Raw genomic sequence first — 20,724 nt, forward strand, 5'->3', positions numbered from 1 at the left:
GGACCAGGGCGACCAGCCCGAGCCGATCCCGAGACCCACCACGTCCACGCCCGGCGCCACCACGTCGACCTCCCCCGGCCGGTGCACCTCCGCCAGCCGGTCGTCCGGGCCCACCGCGCCGACCCGCAGCACCCCCGGCGGCAGGGCGGCACCCTTCGCCGCCGTCGCCGGGCGCGCCGCCACCACCACGCTGGTGCCCGGGTGACCGCCGCGCGCAGCGCCGTGACCACCCGTTTGTCGGTGGTGTCCACCGATCCACCGATCCGCCGACCACCGCCACCCCGGCCCCGGCCGTGGTCGCGACCCGCAGCGCGGCCATCAGTTCGGTCGGCTCCGCCGTCCCGGCGGACCCGGTCGCCGTCGCGTACGGGTCGGCCGCACCGGCGGTACCACCCGGGCCGGCGTGGCCGCCGGAGCCGGACGGGCCGGCGGCACCGGGTAAACCGGCGACGGCGACGCGGGGTGCGCTGCCGTGACCGGTCGGGTCGGCCGCCGTCGCGCCGGCATCGTCGGGATGGTGGGCAGCCTCGGGGTTCTCGTCGCCCCGCCGGCCGGTTCCGCCGCAGCCGGGGAGCCACCTCCGCTGCCGGCGACGGCGGGACGCTCTGTCGGGCCGTCGCCGGTGACGGTCCGGGAGGCACCGTGGGTGCTGCGCCTGCTCGCCCCGCAGACCAGCTGGCCGTTGACCCGGGGGGCCGGGGTGGTGGTCGCCGTCGTGGACACCGGGCGGTCGGCGGTGGGACCCTCGACGCGTACGCGGCGGTCGCCGCGCTGGCGCCCCGGCAGGGCGACCCGCCGGTGCCGGTCGCGGCCGGGCCGCTCGCCGTGCCGACCGCTGCGGGCCCGTCGCGGGCCGCCCGGGTGGCCGGCCTGACCGTCCTCGGCGCGCTCGTGGTGGCCCTGCTCGTCGCCGCCGCCACGCTCACCCGGGCGGGCAGGACGCGACGTCGGCGAGGAAAGGGCCCTGTGGCCGGTCTCCCGGGGCAGCACCGCTGACGCCTGCCGACGCTCGGGGGTGCACGACCGGCTCCCCCTGCCGTCCTGGTGGCGGCTGGACCCACCCGACCTTCGTGGTACGCGCGGTGCGGTGCACCGCTGACCTCCCGGCGGGCCGTGCAGCGGGGCGGCGGCCGGTAGGATCGGCCGGTGGACCTGGATGTCGTGGCCGCCCGGCTCGGGGTGCCCGTCGAGGAGGTCGAGCGGGTGCACCGGCTCGCCGGTGACCGGCCGTCGGCCCCGCTGCCCGCCCGCGCCGACGCGCCCGCGCTCCTCGACCGGCTGGCGGTACGACCGGACGACGCCGCCGAGATCATTGCCGGCTGGCCGGACCACGCCTCTCCCCTGTGGACGCCGGAGCTGCGCTGGCTGCTCGACCGCTCGACCGCCCTGGTCCGCGCCGACCTCGGCGGGCACGAGTGGCTGTCGCCCGGCCCGGAGCTGCCCCGCGACCGGGGTCCCGCCTGGCGGCATCTTTACGTGTACGCCTACCTCGCCCTGGTCGACGTGGTCCGCGGATACCACCGCGAGCACGGCATCGCCGACGGCGTCACCTGGGCGACCCTCGCCGACCTGGGACGTAACCTGGCGATCGACAGGCGGATGCACGGCGAGGGCTGGCCGGTCATGCAGAGCTGGCTGACCCTGCACGCCCGGGGCAGCCTCTACGAGCTGGGCCGGCTCCAGCACGAGCGGGCCGGCACCACCATCGGCCTGCACGTCCCCGACGCGGGGCCGATGAGCCCGGAGGCGGTCGACGCGTCGCTCGACGAGGCTCGCGAGTTCTTTCCCCGGCACTTCCCCGACGAGCAACGCACCACGTTCTCCTGCGGCTCCTGGCTGCTCGACCCGCAGTTGCGCGACTACCTCCCCGAGGATTCCAACATCATCCGGTTCCAGCGCCGGTTCGAGCTGCTCCCCTACGTGGCGGCCGACGGGCCGGACGCCGACGTCGAGGTGCGCCGGTTCGCCTTCCGTACGCTCAGCACGCCGCTCGACCAGCTGCCCCGGCGGACCGTGCTGCAACGCGCGATCATCGACCACCTGGCGGCCGGCGGCCACTGGCACTGGCGACACGGCCGCTTCCCGATGTAGCGGTGTCCCGACGCCCGGCGCTGTGGGTCGGCGTTCATTTGTTTCATTCAATACCGACCGCATTCCCGTCGCGAGGTGTCGGATTTCCGACCCGGTACGGAAGCATCCTCATCGACATCGTCACGCATCCGTGAGGCATGGAGTCCCTTGGCGACATTCCCCGGCGACCCGGGCCGTGATCCGTGATCATGCCGGCAACGTCCCCCTTTGATGATTGGATGACTCACGCAGCGGGTACTGGTCGCCACGCACCGTCGCGCCACGCCGGCGGCGCGCCGGTGCGCGCGACGGTCGTCACGCTCACGCGGCATCACTTCGGGCCACCGACGTATCGGCCGGCACCACTTCTCATTCCCTCCCGGGGGCATCGGTGACGACACCGCGAGAACGCGCCCCGAACGGCGGGTAGCCTCTGTGGACACCGCACTGCCGCCGATTGACCCAGGATGGGATGATAAGTTAACAATCCGTACAGATCGGCATTTCGGGAGCTGATCACCATGGGCACGAACACATCGACGTCCGACATTCAGGAGACCGAGCAGGGCGATTCCGTGCGCCTTCGGATCTCCGGGCGCGGGGCGGACCGGGAACTCGACGCGCTGGCCAGCTGGCTGCGGGGTAACGCCCTGCTCGGCGGCGGTTGGCCGGTCTCCCGGCTACGACCGCAGGATGATCCGGACGGCACCCGGATGGGCGTCGGCGACCTGGACACTCTGCTGGTGATCCTCCAGTCGACGCTGGGGCTGGCCGAACTGATCATGGCGGTCAGGACGTGGCGGGAGGCACGGGCGATCAGGGGCCGGCCCGATCTCGTGGTCACGATCATCCACCAGGGAAAGACCGTCGTCGTCGGCGACGACGGAGACCACGTGGATGCGCCCGGTCGAAGCCCACTGCCGGCGGCCGAGACCGCACCGCAACCGCCGACGGAGACCGACGATGACGAATGCTGACCGGGATCCGGTCGGCGATCCCACCGTGTCGCACGCCGTACTCATCGGCACCGCCGTCTACCGGCACCCTTCCTACCGGGGCCGGAACCTCCCCGGGGTCTCCGCCAACGTGGCCAAGCTGGGGTTGACACTGCTGCAGGACGTGCCGTGGGGTCTGGAGCCGGCGCGGTGCACGGCAGTGATGAACCCGGCATCGGCGGACGAGATCCTGACGACCATCGAAGGTGCCGGGGCCCGGTGCCGCGGCACCCTGTTCGTCTACTACGCCGGGCACGGGTTCTGCTCGTCGACGAGTCCGGACGAGCTGTACCTGACCCACTCCGGGTCGGCCGAGGACCGGCAGGCGACGGCGCTGGAGTACCGGCACCTACGGGACGCACTCATCCACTGCGGCGCCCCGAACAAGATCCTGGTGCTAGACTGCTGCTACGCCGGCAACGCGACCCGGGCCATGGGCCCCCTCAACGGGCACCTCGCCATCGAGGGCACGTTCGTGCTCGCCGCCACCGGGCCGAACCGGGCCGCCCGTGCCGACTCCGCGACCGGGCTCACGGCCTTCACCAACGAGCTGGTCGGCGTGCTGGGCAAGGACGGCGTGCCGGACGCGGGTCCGTTCGTCAGCATCGAGGAGATCGCCGCGCGGACCCACGAACGCCTGGAGGCCAACAATCTTCCGCTGCCGACCAGGCAGGCCCACGGATACGCCGGCCGGAGGCCGATCTTCAAGAACTACGCCCATCCGACGATCATCGCCGGGATGCTGGACAGCCTCACGGAGCCGGAACCGGAGCCGGCCGCGCGCAGCCAGCAGGTGACGCTACCGCACCTGTTCTGGGGGCTGCTGTGGTCACTCGTCGTCGGCGTCGCCTGCGCCGCGATCGTGCGGTCCGGTCACTCCGAGGTCTGGGCGCTTCGTGCCGGGGTCGCCACCGGTGTACTGGCCTGCGTGGCCTTCTTCATCACCGGCGCGTGCATGGCACCCCCTCGCCCCCGACCCGTCACCGCCGGACGCCGGAGTACCTCATGAACCTGCCGACGCGACCACCGCGACGGCTGTCGTCGCCCCTCCTCCTCCCGCTCACCGCGGCGACGGTCGTGGGGGTCGTCATGACCGCGCTCTCGATGCTGGTCCTCCCGGAGGAGACCGGACCGACGCCCACGTCGTCGGCGGACCCCGCGGCGGTCGACCTCACGCCGCTTCCGGCCGGGGAGGAACTGCTCGTCGCCAGCGGCATCGACCAGAGCAGGAACAGTGCCCGGCAACAGGCGGTTGACGAATGGAACCGTCGGCACCCGGACGTCCGGGCACGCATCGTCGAAGTCAACGGCGACACCGATGCGCAACGTCGCAGGTTCAAGGCTCTGCTCGACCCCCGGGACCCGACGCCCATCGACATCGTGAATCTCGACTCCGCGCACCTGGCGGAATTCGCCGAAGCCACCACGGAGGAGGGTCAGCCGCTGCTCGCCGCACTGGATGCGAAAGCGCCGGACATCCCCAACCCGATCACCGGGGACCTGCTCCGAGTCTTCCTCCGTAACCCGCTGCTGACCTGCTACTGGGATAACACGCTGTATGCCCTGCCGTTCAACTCGGATGTCGGTCTGCTGTTCTTCCAGGCGGGAACCACACCTCCGGAGAGGGTGGAGGGTCTCCCCCGGGCGCTGTCCGCCAACCCCGCCGTGCCACCCCGGATCGCTATCCAACTTGGCCGGGACGAAGCTTTCGTGGTCAACATCCTCGAGCAGTTGCTGGCGGTCAATCCGAATCTGTTGGAGGAGAACGGCACTCCCCCGAGGATCATCCAGGACGAGTGGGAAAAGGCGATGGCGGTGGTGCGGAGTCAGGTGAAGGCGGGCCTGCTCTACTATCCCGGCGACCTGAAGGCGGATTCCGCCGAGGCGAAAACCACGCGGGCCTTCCAGAACAAGACCGTCGCCGCCATGCGCAACTGGCCGGTGTGGTTCGGCGAGATCCAGCCGGAGCCCGAGGTACGCAGGTTGTTCGGGCCCGGCATCCTGGGTGGGCAGAACCTGGCGGTGGCCGCGAAGAGCCGGCACAAGGCCCAGTCGATCGAGTTGATCAAGTTCCTCACCAGCGCCGAGATCCAGCAGAAGCTCCTGCTCGACGGACGGTTCGTGCCGACCACCGAATCGACGTACTCGTCACCGGCGGCGCAGACCATTCCGTACATCGACCAACTACTCGAGGCGGTCAAGCAGGCCCGGCCCCGCCCGATCACACCGAACTACTACCGGGTCTCCTCGGTCATCATCGACAACCTGTATCCAGCCGTCTGGGGGGAGAAGGAGATACCGGCGACCTTCGAGCGGCAGATGCAGGACGCCCTGGGCTGATCCGGAGCGGGTGGCAGTGGCGACACGGCCGGTTCCCGCTCTAGGCCCCGTTCGCCGGGGTCTCCTCCGAGGGTCGGCCCGCTCCTGCCGGCGGTGGCCCGTCGGGGTCGTCGGGCCGGGGCTGCGCCAGCCGACCGGCGATCCGCTCCAGGGCGACGAGGTCCTGCGGGGCGAGCCGGTCGACGAGGTGCCGCCGCACCGACTCGACGTGGACCGGCGCGGCGTCGCGCAGGGCGGCCATCCCCGGCCCGGTCAGCACGAGCAGGCAGCCCCGCCCGTCGGCCGGGTCGGGTGCACGGCGCAGCAGTCCGCGCGCTTCCATCCGGCTGGCGTGCCGGGACAGCCGGCTGCGTGACCAGCCCATCTTGTCGGCCTGCACGCCGAGGGTGCTGGTCTGCGCGGGCTGTTCCGACAGGGTGCTCAACACCTCGTAGTCGGCCTCGGACAGGCCGATCGCCGCCAGGTCGTGCGCGGTGCCGGCCTGGACGGCGACCATCACGCGGCGCAGGGCCCGCCAGGCCCGTTCCTCGGCGGGCGTCAGCCACCGCACCGACCCCGACTTTGTTGACATGTAATCAATCTAGCATCTAGCCTTCGTTTCCATGTCAACGAAATCGCTCCGTGTCCTCGCGCTGACCTGCGCCACCCGTCCCGGCGCGCTCGGTCCCGCCGTGAGCCGGTGGCTGCTCGACGCGGTCACCCCCCGGGCGGCGGCACTCGACGTCGAGGTGGTCCCGGTGGCGCTCGGCGACCTGGACCTGCCGTTCCTCGACGAGGAGGAATCCCCGTCGTCGGGCGTCCACCGGCACGAGCACACCCGCCGGTGGAGCGCGACAGTCGACGCGGCGGACGGATTCCTCGCCGTCACCCCGGAGTACAACCACGGGATGCCGGCGACGCTGAAGAACGCGCTGGACTACCTCGGTGCCGAGTGGGCGTGGAAGCCGATCGGTTTCGTCAGCTACGGCCACACCTCGGCCGGCACCCGCGCCGTCGAACACGCCAAGCAGGTGGTGACCGCCCTGCGCATGGTCCCGACGGGCACCACGGTCGCCGTCCGCATCGGCGACGCCGTCCGCGACGGCCGGCTGCGGCCCGACGCCGACCGCGACGCGGCCGGTGCCGCCCTGCTGGACGAGGTGGTCCGGCTCGCCCACGCCCTGCGGCCGATGCGCGACCGCGACCGGGCCACCCCCGGCCCGCTGCCCGGGTCCTACGCCCGACGGCTGACCGGCGACGACGCGCCCGAGGTCACCGTGCTGCAACGCTGCTGCTGGACGGAGGAGGCACTGGTCAACGACACCCTGGCCATCCCCCCGCTGCACGAGTCGGTGCCGGAGGTGCGCCAGTGGCTGGCGGACTGGCACACCATCGGCCTCTGGCGCGACGGTCGGCTGCTGGGCATGGTGCGGACCCGCACCGACGGCACCGACTGCCACCTCGGGCGGCTCGCCGTCGTACCCGACCTGCGCGGTAGAGGGCTGGGCCGGTGGTTGCTGCGCGCCGCCGAGGCGACCGCCGGGCCGCAGTGCCGCCGCATGCTGCTGTTCACCGGCACCCGGAGCCGGCGCAACATCGACCTCTACCAGCGGATGGGCTACCGACCGGTGCCGGTGGCCAGCCCGGACGGCACCGTCTGCCTCGCCCGGGAGCTGCCCCGGGACTGACGTGGAGCAGCGGCCGGCAGCGCCGCGTCGGTCAGCCGGCGTCCACAGCCTCCCCCTCCGTCCTCCGGCCGCCCTGCCACCGCCCGGCCGGGGTGAGCGGCACCGGTGCCGGTCGCCGCACCGTCGTGTCCAGCGTGATCCGCCGGCCCTCGGCCGCCGACCGCAGCAGCCCGGTCATCGTGTCGAGCACGTGCAACGCCAGGTCACCGCCCGCCCGGGGGGCCCGGGTGGCGTCGGCCCGGACCGCGTCGATCAGGCCGAGGCCCCGGGTGCCGGCCTGGTAACCCGCCGACGGCGCGAGCACCTGCCAGCCGTCGCCGCCGAGTGGGCACAGCCGGACCTCGCCGTCGAAGTAGTTCGGGTCGGGCACGGCGAGGGTGCCGGTCTCCCCGTGCACCTCGATCGGCGCGGCAGTCGTGGTCACCCCCTCGAAACTGGTGGTGATGGTGGACAGCACCCCGCTGTCGTGTTCGAGCACGCCCGACACGTGGGTGTCCACCAGGACGGGGACGCGCTGGCCGAGGCGCGGGCCGGTGCCGATGACCCGTTCCGGGCGCAGCCGGCTGGCCGCCCCGGTCACCGCGCGCACCGGACCGAGCAGGTGGATCAGCGCCGAGAGGTAGTAGGGGCCCATGTCCAGCAACGGGCCGCCACCGGGGGCGTAGTAGAAGTCGGGGTGGGGGTGCCACCGCTCGTGTCCGGGGGTGACCATGACGGCCGAGGCGGCCAACGGTCGCCCGATCAGCCCGTCGTCGATCGCCGCGCGGGCCGTCTGGGTGCCGGTGCCCAGGACGGTGTCGGGCGCGCAGCCCACCCGTACCCCGGCCGCGGCGGCCCGGTCGAGGACCGTACGACCCTGCGGCAGCTCCACGGCGAGCGGCTTCTCGACGTACACGTGCTTGCCGGCGTCGATCGCGGCGAGCGAGACCTCCACGTGGGCGGCGGGGACGGTGAGGTTGAGCACCGTCTGCACGTCGGGGTGGTCGAGCAGGCCCGCGACGCTCGTCGCCTCGGCGTCGGGGAGGGTGGCGGCGGCTGCGGCCGACCGGTCGGCGTCGAGGTCGGCCACCGCGACGACGCGCAGCTCGGGGTGGTGCGCCAGGGTGTCCAGATAGGCGCGGGAGATGACCCCGAGCCCTACGACGCCGACGCGGTGCGGGTCGCCCACAGCATGCCCCTCTCGATGACGGTCCGCACGGACGGGTGTTCCAGCACGTCGAGGCTGTGCCCGGGGGTCGTCACGACGACCCGGCCGGCGCCCCAGCGCCGGGTCCAGATCGCCGGCGAGGTGACCGGCCGGTGCCAGGGGTGCCAGTCCCGGGTGGGGTGGACGGTGGTGGCCAGGACGTCGACCAGGTCGTCGTGCAGCACCCAGTACTGCTCGGTGACCAGCTCGAAGTCGGCGATCCCGGCGGTGATCGGATGCTGGCGGCCGAGGTCGGTGACCGTCACCGTGTGCGGGAGGAAGTTGTCCTCCTCGCCGCCGCGCCGCTCGCAGGGCTCCCGCCCCGGGTGGGTCGCGAACTGGCCGCCCACCAGGTGCAGGTAGTCCGACGACGCGCGGAACGCGTCCACGATGCCGCCGTGCCAGCCGGTCAGGCCCGTACCGGCGACGACCGCCGCGCACAGGCCGGCCACCTGGTCGGCGGTGATCTCCGCCATCGTCATGCACTGCACGACGAGGTCGGTGCCGGCCATCGCGTCGGCGTCGGCGTAGACCTCGGTGGACTCCTCGACGCGTACGGAGTAGCCGTTGTCCTCAAGGAACGGCAGGAACAACTCCGTCGCCCGGACCGGCTGGTGTCCCTCCCAGCCACCACGTACCACAAGTGCTCTGCGCTGCGTCACGCTCGCTCCCTCCACGGTCCGTCGCCGGCCGGGCCGGCCGAGACCGCCCCGGCCACGGGCCGCCCGCCGGGTGTGCCGGCCGGGCATCGAGAACCGTACTCGGATCCGCCGACACGATCGGTCCCGTGGATCGCGGCCGCCCCGGGGCCGGGGTTCAGGGCGTGGGCGTCCACGGGCGCAGGGCGACCTCGGTGGCCTGTTGGAGGGACGCGCGGACCGCGGCCGGGTCGGCGCGGCGTCGCGGGTCCTCCAGGAGTGTGGTCAGGGCGGCGGTGGCCGCACCGACGAACGCGCCGACCAGGGCGGCGGCGCTCACCTCGTCGAGGCGGTCGGGGTAGGCGGCGGCGAGCAGCCTGGCGATCTCGCGTTGACTCTCCCACTGCAGTTGCAGGGCCCGGCCCCGGACGGCGGGCACCTCCATGGTCAGCCGGATCCGCAGTGCGGCGAGCGGACCGGTCATGTCCCCGCTCTCGTCGTTCGCCTGCCGCAGCGCGCGCAACAGCACCTCGGCCGGTTCCTCGTCCGGCGACCGGCCGGCGATGGCGTCGAGCGCGACGCGCACCCGACGGTCGGCCTCCGGGAAGAGCAGATCCTCCTTGCTCGGGAAGTAGCTGAAGAAGGTGCGGGTGCCGACGTCGGCGGCGGCGGCGATCTCGGCGATGGTGGTCGCCTCGTAGCCCTGGCGTCCGAACAGGTCGACGGCGGCGTCGACCAGCGCCTGCCGGGTACGGGCCCGTTTGCGCTCGCGGAGGGACATCGGCACACCTTAGCGCACCGGACGCAAATACGCACTCATTGCAATTCTGCACTGAGTGCGGAAAAGTTCGGGTCGTGCGTACCGTGCTCATCTCCGGGGCCGGCGTGGCCGGCCCGACCCTCGCCTACTGGCTGGCCCGCGCGGGATGGCGGCCCACGGTGGTCGAACGCGCGGCCGGACAGCGGTCCAGCGGCAACCCGGTCGACGTCCGTGGCCCGGCCCTGCCGGTTGTCAAACAGATGGGCCTGGTGGACACCCTGCGGGCGGCGGCCACCCACGCCACCGGCGTGCGGATCGTCGACCCGACGGGCCGGCCCGGTCGCCGCATCACGATGCCCGCCACCCGCAGCCAGGCCGGCACGGCGGAGATCGAGGTGCCCCGCGCCGACCTCGCCCGCATCCTGCACGACGCGGCCCGCGACGACGCCGAGTTCCGGTACGACGACACCGTCACCCGACTCGACCAGGACCCCGACGGGGTGGACGTCACCTTCGCCACCGGCCCGCCCCGCCGCTTCGACCTGGTCGTCGGCGCGGACGGACTGCACTCGACGGTCCGCCGGCTCGCCTTCGGCCCGGAGCGCGACCTCGTGCGCCACCTCGGCCTCTACGTGGCCACCACACCGCTCGGCGAGGCACCGGAGCACCCCCACGACGTCCTGCTGCACAACACACCGGGCCGGCTCGTCGCGATCCACCCGGTCCGGGGCGAGGCGGGGGTCGCCTTCATCTTCCGGCACCCCGCCGTCGTCGACTTCGACCACACCGACGCGGCCCGGCACCGGCAGATCCTCACCGACGCGTACGCCCGGGAGCGTGGCTGGCGGGTCCCCGAGTTGCTGGCCCGGGCCCGGCAGGCGGACGACCTCTACTTCGACACGGTCACCCGGGTGGTGCTCCCGCGCTGGTCCACCGGGCGGGTGACGCTGCTCGGCGACGCGGCGGCCTCGGTGTCGTTGTTCGGCGACGGGTCGAGCCTGGCCATCGCCGGCGCCCGTACCCTGGCCGTCGCCCTCGCCGGGCACGAGCCCGTCGCCGCCCTGCGCCGCTACGAGGCCGAGCACCGCCGCCGCACCGACCGGCGCGGGCGGACCACCGGCCTCGTGGCGTCGGTGCTGGTCCCGGGGAGCCGGGCGGGCGTCGCCGTCCGTAACGCGCTCGCCCGCCTGCTGCCGGCCGGCTGACCCGGGAAGGCACCCCGGCGACGCTGCCCACCCGCGCCGCCGGGGCACCTGACGGACGCCCGCCGCCCGTACGATTTCCCCGTGCGCGAGCTGCTGCGATCCTGGTGGCGTGAGCCCCGCCCGGCGCGCCCGACGCCGCACGGGTGGCGCGACGCGACGCTGGTCGCCCTGCTCGCGGCGACGGCGCTGATGGAGGGGCTCCTGCGGTGGGGCAGCCTGCCGCAGCCGGCTGCCGTGCCGGTCCTGATCGGCGTCGGTCTCGCCCCGGTCCTGCTGTGGCGGCGGAGCCGGCCGCTGCTCGTGACGCTCGTCGCCTTCCCGGTCTGCGCCGTGGGCGAGGTCGTCGTCGGTGGCGACCTCGGCCTGCACACGCTTGCCTACCTGCTGCTGGCGGTGTTCGCGCTGACCCGCTGGGGGTCGGGGCGGGAGGCCGGATTCGGCGCGACCCTCGTCGCCGCGAAGATCATCTGGTCCACTGTGGTCGGTCACCTCGACCCGGACGACGCCCTGGGCGGGGCCGGGGTGGTCGCGGCGGCACTCGCGGTCGGGGCCGCGCTGCGCTGGCGGGAACGGGCCCGGCGACGGGAGGTCGAGCAGGTGACGCTGCGCGAGCGGGAACGGCTGGCCCGCGACCTGCACGACACGGTCGCCCACCACGTGTCGGCGATAGCCGTGCGGGCCCAGGCCGGGCTGGCCCTGCTGGAGACCCGTCCCTCGGCCGCCGCCGACGCGTTGCGGCTGATCGAGACGGAGGCGAGCCAGGCCCTGACCGAGATGCGCGCCCTGGTCCGGGCCCTGCGCCGCGACGAGCCGGCCGACCGGCTGCCGAGCCCCCGCATCGCCGACCTGCGGCAGTTGGCGGGCCGGACCGGTGGCGGGCCGGCCGTCGAGGTGGACCTGGTCGGCGACCTGGACGGCCTGCCGGCCCCGGTGGCGGCCACGATCTGCCGGTTGGCCCGGGAGTCGGTCACCAACGCCCGCCGGCACGCCCGGGGCGCGACCCGGATCACCGTGCGGGTGGTGGCCGACGAGGACACGGTGCGGCTGCGGGTCAACGACGACGGTGTCGGCCCGCCGGCACCCGGACGCGACGGCTACGGGCTGGTCGGGATGCGGGAACGGGCCCACCTGCTCGGCGGCTCGCTCGACGCCGGCCCCGAGGAGGACCACGGGTGGACGGTCACCGCCGCGCTGCCCCGGGCCGTGGCATGAACGGCGGGACCCGGGTACGGGTGCTCGTGGCCGACGACCAGGAGATCGTGCGGACCGGGCTGGCGATGATCCTCGCCGCCCAGCCCGACGTCGAGGTGGTCGGCGAGGCGGCCACCGGGCAGCGGGCGGTCGAGCTGGCCCGGCGGCTGCGCCCCGACGTGTGCCTGTTCGACATCCGGATGCCCGGCGTGGACGGGATCGAGGCGACCCGGCTGCTGGCCGGGCCGGGAGTCGCGGACCCGATGGCGGTGGTGGTCATCACGACCTTCGACCTCGACGAGTACGTCTACGCCGCACTGCGCGCCGGGGCCCGGGGCTTCCTGCTCAAGGACTGCGGCCCGGCCCTGCTCACCCAGGCCGTCCACGCGGCGGCCGCCGGGGACGCGCTGATCGCGCCGCAGGTCACCACCCGGCTGCTCCGGGCATTCGCCGACGCCGGTCCGGCCACCCCGCCCCGCCAGCCGGTCGACCGGCTCACCGACCGGGAGGAGCAGGTGCTGGGCGCGGTGGCCCGGGGACGCACCAACACCGAGATCTCCGCCGAGCTGCACATCACGCTGAGCACGGTCAAGACGCACGTCGCCAGCCTGATGGCGAAGCTGGGGGCCCGTAACCGGGTCGAGGTCGCGATGTGGGCGTACGAGACCGACCGGCTGCGCGGCGGCTGAGCCGACGTCCGGCGGTGGCGTGGCCTCGGCGGGGACGGTCGAGGGTGGACGCCGCCGAAAGTACGGTCGGCGACCCCGACCATCGGCCGGCACGACGGCGGCCCGTGGACCGATGAACCGGCCGGGCCCCGGTCGCCATGCTCGGGTCATGACGACGCGACGACGGGACTGGCCCCTCCTCACCGGGCTCATCGCGCTCAGCGCGCTGCCCACCCTCGGCAGCGCGCTGCGGGTGGCCGCCCTCGCCGGTGGGGCCGAGGTGACCCCCGCCAACGAACGCTTCTTCGCCGCGCCGGTCCCGGTGCTGCTGCACATCGCCGCCGCCGTCACGTTCAGCCTGCTGGGGGCGTTCCAGTTCGCGCCGGGGTTCCGGCGGCGTCACCGGGCCTGGCACCGCCGGGCGGGCCGGGCCCTGGTCGGCTGTGGACTGGTGGTGGCCGCGTCCGGTTGGTGGATGAACGCCACCTATCCGCTGCCACCCGGTGACGGCCCGCTGCTCATGGTGCTGCGGTACCTGTTCGCCGCCGGCATGTTCGTCGCCGTCGCCGCCGGGTTCGTGGCCGTCCGACGACGCCGGCTGCCCCAGCACCGGGCCTGGATGATGCGGGGCTACGCGATCGCCCAGGGCGCGGGCACCCAGGGGGTGCTGCTGTCGACCTGGGCGCTGGTGGTGGGGCCGACGACCGAACTGTCCCGGGCGTTGCTCATGGGTGCGGCCTGGACGCTCAACCTGCTCGTCGCCGAGTGGCTGATCCGCAGACGGCGGCCCAACCCGGCCGCGGCGGCCCGGCCGGCGACGCTCGCCGCCACGGGATGACGGGCGGGACGGCCCCCTCCCCGGGGTGGGCCGGTCGGCGGGTCAGGCGAACCGGTCGGCGAGCGCGGTCAGCTTGGCGACGTACGCCAGCCGCTGCTGGTGGTCGATGACCTGCGGGCTCTCCCGCCGCCAGCCGACCGTCGCGTCGTGTTGCTCGCGCAGGATGTCGGCGTGGCCGGCGTGCCGGGCGAGATCGCAGGTCACGTGGACGATGATCTGGTGCAGGGTCACGTCCTGGTGCCCCGGCCGCCACCATGGCACCCGCCCCGGCGCGTCGAGCGGCAACTCGGCGATCGTCCGGTCGGCGAACTCGGCCACCCGGCGGTACAGGTCGATCAGGCCGTCCTTCGTCTCGTCCGCCCGCGCGTACCAGTCCGCCTGCGGGTCCTCGTCGTACACGTGCTCGGGGACCAGTTCGCCGGGGCTGGGGAACTGCCGGCCGAAGGTGAGGCCGAAGTAGCCGGCCTCGACGTTGAGGCAGTGCTTGAGCAGGCCCAGCAGGTTGTTGCCGGTGACGGTGCGGGGCAGCCGGGCCTCACGTTCGTCGAGCCCTTCCAGCTTCCACACCAGGTCGTCGCGGGTGGTCTGGAGGTAGTGCAGCAGTGTCGCCTTCGGATCGCTCCGTTCCGTCATGCCCGGCAGTCTCCCCCACCGGTACGACACCCGTCGGGCGGGCCCGTCGCGGCAAACAGCTTCCTGACAGTCGACGGTGATGCTGGGCCCCGGCGGGATCGCCGCAGAGCTGACCGGAGGCGTGAGGATGAGAAAGCAACTGATGGCTGCGCTGTGCAGCGGCGTACTGCTGGTCGGCGGGTGCTCGACCGCCGAGGAGGCCCCACCCGCCGCGGGCAGCACCGGTGGGGCGGAGGTGGCCACCCTCCAGACCGGCGCGCCCACCCCTGCCGCGTCGGCGACGACGCCGCAGGACGAGCGGCCACGGGAACGCCTCGACGACACCCCGGAGGACCAGAAGGAACGCCTCAAGCCGTACATGAAGTGCCTGACCGAGCACGGCGTCGACGTCACCAAGCGGCGCAGCGACGGCACCGGCGCGGACGCGACCAGCAAGGCGGGCAAGGCGTGTGAGCACCTGATGCCGCTACCGCCGTGGGAGTTCGACCCGGCCAACCCGGAGGCCAAGGACTTCGCCCGGGACGTCGTGAAGTGCCTCAAGGACAAGGGCGTCCGGTACGTCGAGGTGGGCGCCGACGGCACGGGCTGGGCCTTCGGCGGCAAGAACAACGACTCCGAGTCGATCTCCAAGGGGTTGAAGTACTCCCCGGCGTGTGAGCGCGAGGTCGCCGCGAAGCGCAAGTAGCCGCGCCGGACGGCGGCGTCGCCCACCCCGGGCGACGCCGCCGACGGTCGTCCCGCCGGCGATGGTGCCACCGGTTTGTCAGGAACCGGTCAGGACCGGACATGACCTTTTTCTCACGAACGTCGGATCTCCCCGTCACCCGCCCGCCGAGCTGCGCACCGACCGGGAGGTGCCCGGTGTCACCGCCTTCCGCTCGATCCTCGACCCCTCTGACCTGCTCTATATTCCCCAGCATGTGCGCACACGTGATGCTCGCGGAGGACGATCCGCGGCAGGCCGAGGCGTTGCGCCGCTACCTCACCGCAGCGGGCCACCGGGCGACGGTCGTGGCCGACGGCGAGACGGCGCTGCGTCAGGCCCGGGACCAGGCGTTCGACCTGCTCCTGCTCGACGTGATGCTGCCGAAACTGGACGGCATGCAGGTCTGCCGGATCCTGCGGCAGGAGTCGGACGTGCCGGTGCTGATGCTGACCGCGCGGTCCGCCGAGGACGACCTGCTGCGCGGGCTGGACCTGGGCGCCGACGACTACATGACCAAGCCGTACAGCCCGCGTGAGCTGGTGGCCCGGGTGCGCACCCTGCTGCGGCGGGTGCGTACGACGCCCCAGGAGTCACCGGTGCACCGGCTCGGACGGCTCACCGTCGACGAGTCCCGACGCCTGGTCACCGCCGGGGACACCACGGTCGACTGCACCGCCGGCGAGTTCGCCATCCTCGCCGCGATGATCCGTCAGCCCGGCCGGGTGTTCAGCCGGGTGCAACTGCTCGAACACACCCGGGGCGTCGACCGGGAGTCGACCGGACGCACCATCGACGTCCACGTGATGAACCTGCGCCGCAAGATCGAGGCGAACCCGCGCCGGCCCCAGCAGCTGCTCACCGTCTACGGCGTCGGCTACAAGCTCAGCGCCGGCGCGTCGTGACCCGGCAGCCGCGGGTCCCCCTGCACCGCAGCCTGGTGGTGCGGCTGCTGGCCACCTCGCTGCTGGTCGCGGTCTGCGCGATCCTGGCGACGACCTGGCTGGCCGTGCAGTCGACCACCCGGGCGATCCAACAGGAGCAGGGGCGCTCGCTCGCCGACGACAAGAGCATCTACGACACGCTGCTGGACCACGCGGCGACCCACCGGGACTGGGCCGGGGTCGACGCGGTGCTCGCCGAGCGGGCCGACCGGCTCGAACGGCGGATCACCCTGATGACCCCGGACCGGCAGGTCATCGCCGACTCCGCGCCGGACGGTCCCTCGCTGCAGACCGCCCGGCCGTCGGCGACCGTCGACCCGTTGCAGGTCGACCTCGGCCTGACCGGCGGGACCGAGCGGGTCGATCCGCGCGCGGTCGGGCCGTACCGGCTGACCAAGCGGGAGAGCACCACCACCCGGGAGATGGCCGAGCGGCAGCTGGGCTGCGTACGCGCCGAGTCCCGGGCGGACGCGCGGGTCGTGGTGGATCCGGCCGGCCGCGCCTCGGTGCAGGTGAGCGACCCGAGTGACCGGGGCATCGTCGGGTTCTGCCTGCCCGACGAGCTGACCCGCCCGATGCCGAGCGAGGCCGCCGGAATCGCCCAGTTGGAGACCCTGACCAAGACCTGCCTCAGGGAGCTGGGCGCACCGACCCGGGTCGACATCCGCGCCGACCGGACCGCGGCACCGAGCCGCGACACCCGCTTCGACCGGCAGATCGCCGGCTGCCTGCAGCAGGCCCGGACGGCCCAGCTCCGGGCGTACGTGGCGCCACCGGCGTTGCTGTTCGTCACCGACGAGGCGCAGGGCGGCGCCGAGCCGGTGTTCAACCTGTCCCGGGCGAACGTGGTCCGCATCGCCCAGGTGACCGGGGCGGTGCTGGTGGCCACCGTGCTGATCACCGTGCTGGTCGGGCGGCGGCTGGTCCGGCCGCTGCGGGCGCTCACCGACGCGACCCGGCAGCCGATGGACGAACCGGCCCGGGTTCCGGTGACCACCCGTGACGAGATCGGCATGCTCGCCACCGCGCTCAACGATCTCGCCGCCCGGCGCGAGCAGACCGAGGCGCTGCGCCGGAGCATGGTCAGCGACGTGGCGCACGAGTTGCGGACGCCGTTGACCAACATGCGCAGCTGGTTGGAGGCCGCGCAGGACGGTCTGGCGCAGCTCGACACGCAGCTGCTCACCCTGCTGCTCGACGAGGCGCTGCTGCTGCAGCACATCATCGACGACCTGCGTGACCTGGCCGCCGCCGACGCCGGTGACCTGCGAATCCACCGCGAACCGTACTTCGTGGCCGACCTGCTGGAGCAGGTCGTCGAGGCGCACCGGGGCGCGGCCGAGGCGGCCGGGGTCCGGCTGGGCACCGCGGTGGGCGTCGACCTGGAGATGGCGGTCGACGGGGCCCGGCTGCGCCAGATCGTCGGCAACATCGTCGCCAACGCGGTACGGCACACCCCGGCGGGCGGGTCGGTCACCGTGCGCCTGGAGGTGCGCGACGACCAGCTCGCCATCGCCGTGTCCGACACCGGCACCGGCATCGCCCCCGCCGACCAGGCGAAGATCTTCGACCGGTTCTGGCGGGCCGACGACTCCCGCACCCGCAGCACCGGCGGCAGCGGGCTCGGGCTGTCGATCGCCCGCAAGCTCGCCGAGGCGCACGGCGGCACGATCGGCGTCGAGAGCGACCTCGGTCGGGGTAGCACCTTCACCGTCCGGCTGCCGATCGTCGTCCCGGCCCGGGGCTGAACGCCGCAGCCGTCAGTCACGCCCACCGGCGGCTGGTTCCGGGTGCGGCCGGATTTTTTACATTGCAGTTGCACTGCAACCCGCGTATCTTCTTTGCAATGCAGTCGTATTGCAAAAGTGAGACGCAGGTGTCGGTGATCCCCCTGGCGGAGGCACATGCCGGGCTGGTCCCGCTGGTCGGCGGCAAGGCGGCAGGTCTCGGCGAGCTGATCCGCGCGGGCGAGCGGGTGCCCGAGGGCTTCTGCGTGACCACCGAGGCGCACCGGGCCGGGGTGGTTCCACAGGACGAGGTCCGGGCGGCGTACGCGCGGCTGGGCGGCGGGCCGGTGGCGGTGCGGTCGAGCGCGACGGACGAGGACCTGCCGGACGCCAGCTTCGCGGGTCAGCACGACACGGTGCTGGACGTCGAGGGTGAGGCGGACCTGCTGGCGGCGATCGGCACGTGCTGGGAATCGCTGCACGGCAGCCGGGCGGCGGCCTACCGGGAAGCGCGCGGGACCGACCCCGCCGACGTGCGCATGGCGGTGGTGGTGCAGCGGATGGTCGCCCCGGTCCGGGCCGGCGTGCTCTACACGGCGAACCCGGTCACCGGCAACCGCACCGAGATGCTCGTCGAGGTCGGGCCGGGCACCACGGTCGTCGACGGCAGCACCGAGGTGACGCGCGTCGTGCTGGCCGATCCGGCAGGCAGCGCGGACCCCGGGTGGCAGGGCGAGCTGTGGGCCGCCGGCCGGCGGGTGCAGGCGCACTTCGGCACGCCGCAGGACGTCGAGTGGGCGACCGACCACGACGGGACGCTGTGGTTGCTCCAGTCGCGGCCGGTCAGCACGCTGTTCCCGGCGCCGCCGCAGACCGACGACCTGCGGGTGTACGTCGAGTTCGGCAACGTGCAGGGGATGCTGCGACCGGTCACCCCGATGGGCATGGCCACGCTCCGCGCGATGATCGCCGCCATGGTCGCCTCGCTCGGGATGCGGGTGGAGATCGTCGACATCGGCGGGCGGCTCTACGGTGACCTGACCGACCTGGTCCGCCGGCCCGCCAGCCGCCGACGGCTCGTCCGGCTGATGGCCGTCGACTTCGGGCCACGCGCCCAGGCGGTGATGGAGCACATCCTGCGCGACCCCCGGTTCGCACCGTCCGGCGACGGCTCCCGCCGCCGCCCGGCGGACGCCTCGTTGGGCACGGCGCTGCGGGCGCTGCGGGGCATCCTGCGGGCGCTGGCGCGACCGGACGCGGCACGGCGTCGGCTGGTCGCGGCCGTCGACCGGCTACGGGCCGAGTCGGCGGCGCCCACGCACCTGCGGACGGCCCACGAGCGGCTGCGGTTCGTCCGCGACCACGGCGACGGCGACGGCGGTGCCGCCGACGACATCACCTGGCCGATCGTGGCCGGGATGCTCGCCTCGGCGCTGCCCGCGCACCTGCTCAAGGGGGTCGCCACCGAGGACCAGATACACGCCGTGCTGCGCGGCGTCCCGCACAACGTGACCATCGAGATGGATCTCGCGCTGTGGGCGCTGGCCGACGCCGCCCGCCCGCACCGCGAGCTGATCCTCGACACGCCACCGGCCGAACTGGCGGCCCGGTACCAGCGGGGCGCGCTCCCCGACATCGGCCTGTCCGCCTTCCTGTCCCGCTACGGCCACCGGGCGGCGGCCGAGGCCGACGTCGGTGTGCCGCGCTGGGCCGAGGACCCCACCCCGGTCTTCGCGGCCGTCGCCAACTACCTGCGGCTGACCGACCCCACGCAGGCACCCGACCGACGGTTCGCCGGGGCCGCCGCAGCCGCCGGGGCCGCGCTCGACGAGCTGGCCGCCCGGGTCCGCCGACGTCGCCCGGTCCGGGGCCGGATCGCGATCTTCCTGCTGCGGCGGGCACGACGGCTGGCGGGGCTGCGGGAGGCCGGGAAGTTCGCCGGGCTGTACCGGCTCCGGACCGTACGCGAGCAGTTGCTGCTCATCGGGGCGACGCTGTTCCCGGCGGCGGACGACGTCATGTTCCTCACCCTCGACGAGGTCGAGGCGGCCCTCGACGGTGCCGACCTGACCGGGCTGGTCGCGCGACGCCGGGCGACCCACCGGCGCGAGCTACGCCGCCGGGTGGTGCCGGTGGCGCTGCTGTCCGACGGCACCGACGTGGAGAGCACCCTGCCGGCCCCCGCCGACGGGGTGGGACTGCTGCGGGGCGTGGGGGCGGCGACGGGTAGGGTGACCGGCCCGGCCCGGGTGGTCACCGACCCGGCCACCGCGCACCTCGAACCCGGGGAGATCCTCGTGACCGCCACCACCGACCCGGGCTGGACGCCGCTGTTCCTGACCGCCGGGGCGCTGGTCACCGAGACCGGCGCGATCATGGCGCACGGTCCCACGGTGGCCCGCGAGTACGGCATCCCGGCCGTGATCAGCGTGCCGGGCGCCACCTCACGGATCGTCACCGGTCAGGTGATCACCGTGGACGGCGCGGCCGGCACCGTGACGACGGCACGGTAGGCCCCGATGCCCAGGAAGGTCGATCCCCGTCAACGCCGCACGCTGATCGCGGACGCGCTCATGCGGGTCGCCGCCGACCGGGGTCTGGAGGCGGTGAGCCTGCGGCACGTGGCCGCCGAGGCGGGGGTGTCCGCCGGCATGGTGCAGCACTACTTCACCACCAAGGACGAGATGATGGCCTTCGCGCTGTCCGTCGTCCGTGACCGGGGTCGGGCCCGGGTCGAGGCGGCGGTCGCGGCGCTCGGGCCGGACCCGCAGCCCCGGCTGCTGCTGCGCACCCTGCTTGCGGCGTTGCTGCCGCTGGACGAGGCGGCGCGCGAGGACGGGCGGGTGGCGTTGGCGTTCCTGTCCTGGACCGCCCTGCACCCGGCGGCGGCCCCCGGCCTGCGGCCGGACACCGCGCAACTGGTGGAGTTCGTCGCCGGGCTGCTGCCGCGTGCACCGGCGTCGGACGCCGCGGCGGGGCTGCTGGCGCTGGTGGAGGGGCTGGGGGTGTACCTGCTCGGCGGGCAGTACACCCCGGCCCAGGCAACCGCCGCCCTCGACCACCAGTTGGACCTGCTCTTCGCCTGACGAGGGGCGGTCGGGCCGGGTCGGCGTCGCCCGGGTGCGGACCGTTCGCCGTGCGGGCGCACCCCACCCGTGC

Annotated in this window: 20 protein-coding genes; 15 read left to right on the forward strand and 5 right to left on the reverse strand. The window is 73.8% G+C overall.

Annotated elements, in window-relative coordinates:
* Positions 1–642 precede the first annotated feature (642 nt).
* From ACN261_RS28500 to ACN261_RS28520, 5 genes are all read left to right on the forward strand, one after another.
* Positions 643–996 carry a hypothetical protein gene (locus tag ACN261_RS28500; protein ID WP_421482742.1) on the forward strand — a complete coding sequence of 118 codons (354 nt, stop codon included), beginning with the start codon at positions 643–645 and terminating at the stop codon, positions 994–996.
* Between the two features lie 150 nt (positions 997–1,146).
* Complete coding sequence (locus ACN261_RS28505; RefSeq protein WP_421482743.1) at positions 1,147–2,091, forward strand: acyltransferase domain-containing protein; 945 nt, start codon at positions 1,147–1,149, stop codon at positions 2,089–2,091.
* A 554-nt stretch (positions 2,092–2,645) separates the two neighbouring features.
* Positions 2,646–3,047, forward strand: coding sequence for an effector-associated constant component EACC1 (locus tag ACN261_RS28510; RefSeq protein WP_425853100.1), 402 nt, complete (start codon positions 2,646–2,648; stop codon positions 3,045–3,047).
* Positions 3,034–4,074, forward strand: coding sequence for a caspase family protein (locus ACN261_RS28515; protein WP_425853102.1), 1,041 nt, complete (start codon positions 3,034–3,036; stop codon positions 4,072–4,074). The genes ACN261_RS28510 and ACN261_RS28515 overlap by 14 nt, the downstream gene beginning before the upstream one ends.
* Positions 4,071–5,405 (forward strand): extracellular solute-binding protein, encoded by a 1,335-nt coding sequence (locus ACN261_RS28520; protein WP_425853104.1) that lies wholly within the window; start codon positions 4,071–4,073, stop codon positions 5,403–5,405. Before ACN261_RS28515 ends, ACN261_RS28520 begins: the two co-directional genes overlap by 4 nt.
* Before the next feature lie 40 nt (positions 5,406–5,445).
* Here the strand turns inward: ACN261_RS28520 and ACN261_RS28525 are convergent, their stop codons facing one another.
* Positions 5,446–5,976, reverse strand: coding sequence for a MarR family winged helix-turn-helix transcriptional regulator (locus tag ACN261_RS28525; protein ID WP_425853106.1), 531 nt, complete (start codon positions 5,974–5,976; stop codon positions 5,446–5,448).
* A 31-nt stretch (positions 5,977–6,007) separates the two neighbouring features.
* Here ACN261_RS28525 and ACN261_RS28530 point away from each other — a divergent pair, with 31 nt between their 5' ends.
* Positions 6,008–7,072, forward strand: coding sequence for a GNAT family N-acetyltransferase (locus ACN261_RS28530; RefSeq protein WP_425853108.1), 1,065 nt, complete (start codon positions 6,008–6,010; stop codon positions 7,070–7,072).
* 31 nt (positions 7,073–7,103) lie between these two features.
* Here the strand turns inward: ACN261_RS28530 and ACN261_RS28535 are convergent, their stop codons facing one another.
* The 3 genes from ACN261_RS28535 to ACN261_RS28545 all read right to left on the reverse strand — a co-directional run bounded on the left by ACN261_RS28535 (position 7,104) and on the right by ACN261_RS28545 (position 9,677).
* Positions 7,104–8,240 carry a Gfo/Idh/MocA family protein gene (locus tag ACN261_RS28535; RefSeq protein ID WP_425853110.1) on the reverse strand — a complete coding sequence of 379 codons (1,137 nt, stop codon included), beginning with the start codon at positions 8,238–8,240 and terminating at the stop codon, positions 7,104–7,106.
* Complete coding sequence (locus ACN261_RS28540) at positions 8,210–8,920, reverse strand: ThuA domain-containing protein (RefSeq protein ID WP_425853112.1); 711 nt, start codon at positions 8,918–8,920, stop codon at positions 8,210–8,212. The genes ACN261_RS28535 and ACN261_RS28540 overlap by 31 nt, the downstream gene beginning before the upstream one ends.
* A gap of 154 nt (positions 8,921–9,074) precedes the next feature.
* Positions 9,075–9,677 carry a TetR/AcrR family transcriptional regulator gene (locus ACN261_RS28545; RefSeq protein ID WP_425853114.1) on the reverse strand — a complete coding sequence of 201 codons (603 nt, stop codon included), beginning with the start codon at positions 9,675–9,677 and terminating at the stop codon, positions 9,075–9,077.
* A gap of 74 nt (positions 9,678–9,751) precedes the next feature.
* Here ACN261_RS28545 and ACN261_RS28550 point away from each other — a divergent pair, with 74 nt between their 5' ends.
* The 4 genes from ACN261_RS28550 to ACN261_RS28565 all read left to right on the forward strand — a co-directional run bounded on the left by ACN261_RS28550 (position 9,752) and on the right by ACN261_RS28565 (position 13,558).
* Positions 9,752–10,861, forward strand: a complete 1,110-nt coding sequence (locus ACN261_RS28550) for an FAD-dependent monooxygenase (protein ID WP_425853116.1) — start codon at positions 9,752–9,754, stop codon at positions 10,859–10,861.
* Positions 10,862–10,942: 81 nt separating this feature from the next.
* Complete coding sequence (locus ACN261_RS28555; RefSeq protein WP_425853118.1) at positions 10,943–12,073, forward strand: sensor histidine kinase; 1,131 nt, start codon at positions 10,943–10,945, stop codon at positions 12,071–12,073.
* Complete coding sequence (locus ACN261_RS28560; protein ID WP_307826029.1) at positions 12,070–12,741, forward strand: response regulator transcription factor; 672 nt, start codon at positions 12,070–12,072, stop codon at positions 12,739–12,741. Before ACN261_RS28555 ends, ACN261_RS28560 begins: the two co-directional genes overlap by 4 nt.
* A 148-nt stretch (positions 12,742–12,889) precedes the next feature.
* Positions 12,890–13,558: a DUF2306 domain-containing protein gene (locus tag ACN261_RS28565; RefSeq protein WP_421482756.1), complete on the forward strand. Its 669-nt coding sequence runs from the start codon at positions 12,890–12,892 to the stop codon at positions 13,556–13,558.
* Between the two features lie 42 nt (positions 13,559–13,600).
* Here ACN261_RS28565 and ACN261_RS28570 read toward each other — a convergent pair whose 3' ends face one another.
* Positions 13,601–14,191 carry a DinB family protein gene (locus ACN261_RS28570; protein ID WP_421482757.1) on the reverse strand — a complete coding sequence of 197 codons (591 nt, stop codon included), beginning with the start codon at positions 14,189–14,191 and terminating at the stop codon, positions 13,601–13,603.
* Positions 14,192–14,318: 127 nt separating this feature from the next.
* Between ACN261_RS28570 and ACN261_RS28575 the strand changes: the two genes are divergently transcribed.
* The 5 genes from ACN261_RS28575 (at position 14,319) to ACN261_RS28595 (ending at position 20,651) form a co-directional block, all read left to right on the forward strand.
* Positions 14,319–14,876, forward strand: coding sequence for a hypothetical protein (locus ACN261_RS28575; protein ID WP_363794066.1), 558 nt, complete (start codon positions 14,319–14,321; stop codon positions 14,874–14,876).
* A 233-nt stretch (positions 14,877–15,109) separates the two neighbouring features.
* Positions 15,110–15,799 carry a response regulator transcription factor gene (locus tag ACN261_RS28580; RefSeq protein ID WP_425853123.1) on the forward strand — a complete coding sequence of 230 codons (690 nt, stop codon included), beginning with the start codon at positions 15,110–15,112 and terminating at the stop codon, positions 15,797–15,799.
* Positions 15,796–17,586, forward strand: coding sequence for a sensor histidine kinase (locus ACN261_RS28585; protein ID WP_421482760.1), 1,791 nt, complete (start codon positions 15,796–15,798; stop codon positions 17,584–17,586). Before ACN261_RS28580 ends, ACN261_RS28585 begins: the two co-directional genes overlap by 4 nt.
* Before the next feature lie 128 nt (positions 17,587–17,714).
* On the forward strand, positions 17,715–20,078 hold the full coding sequence (locus ACN261_RS28590; protein ID WP_425853124.1) for a PEP/pyruvate-binding domain-containing protein: 2,364 nt from the start codon (positions 17,715–17,717) through the stop codon (positions 20,076–20,078).
* A gap of 6 nt (positions 20,079–20,084) precedes the next feature.
* On the forward strand, positions 20,085–20,651 hold the full coding sequence (locus ACN261_RS28595; protein ID WP_421482762.1) for a TetR/AcrR family transcriptional regulator: 567 nt from the start codon (positions 20,085–20,087) through the stop codon (positions 20,649–20,651).
* Positions 20,652–20,724: the final 73 nt, after the last annotated feature.

Source organism: Micromonospora sp. WMMD723, assembly GCF_049863385.1.
Classification (GTDB): Bacteria; Actinomycetota; Actinomycetes; order Mycobacteriales; family Micromonosporaceae; genus Micromonospora; species Micromonospora wenchangensis.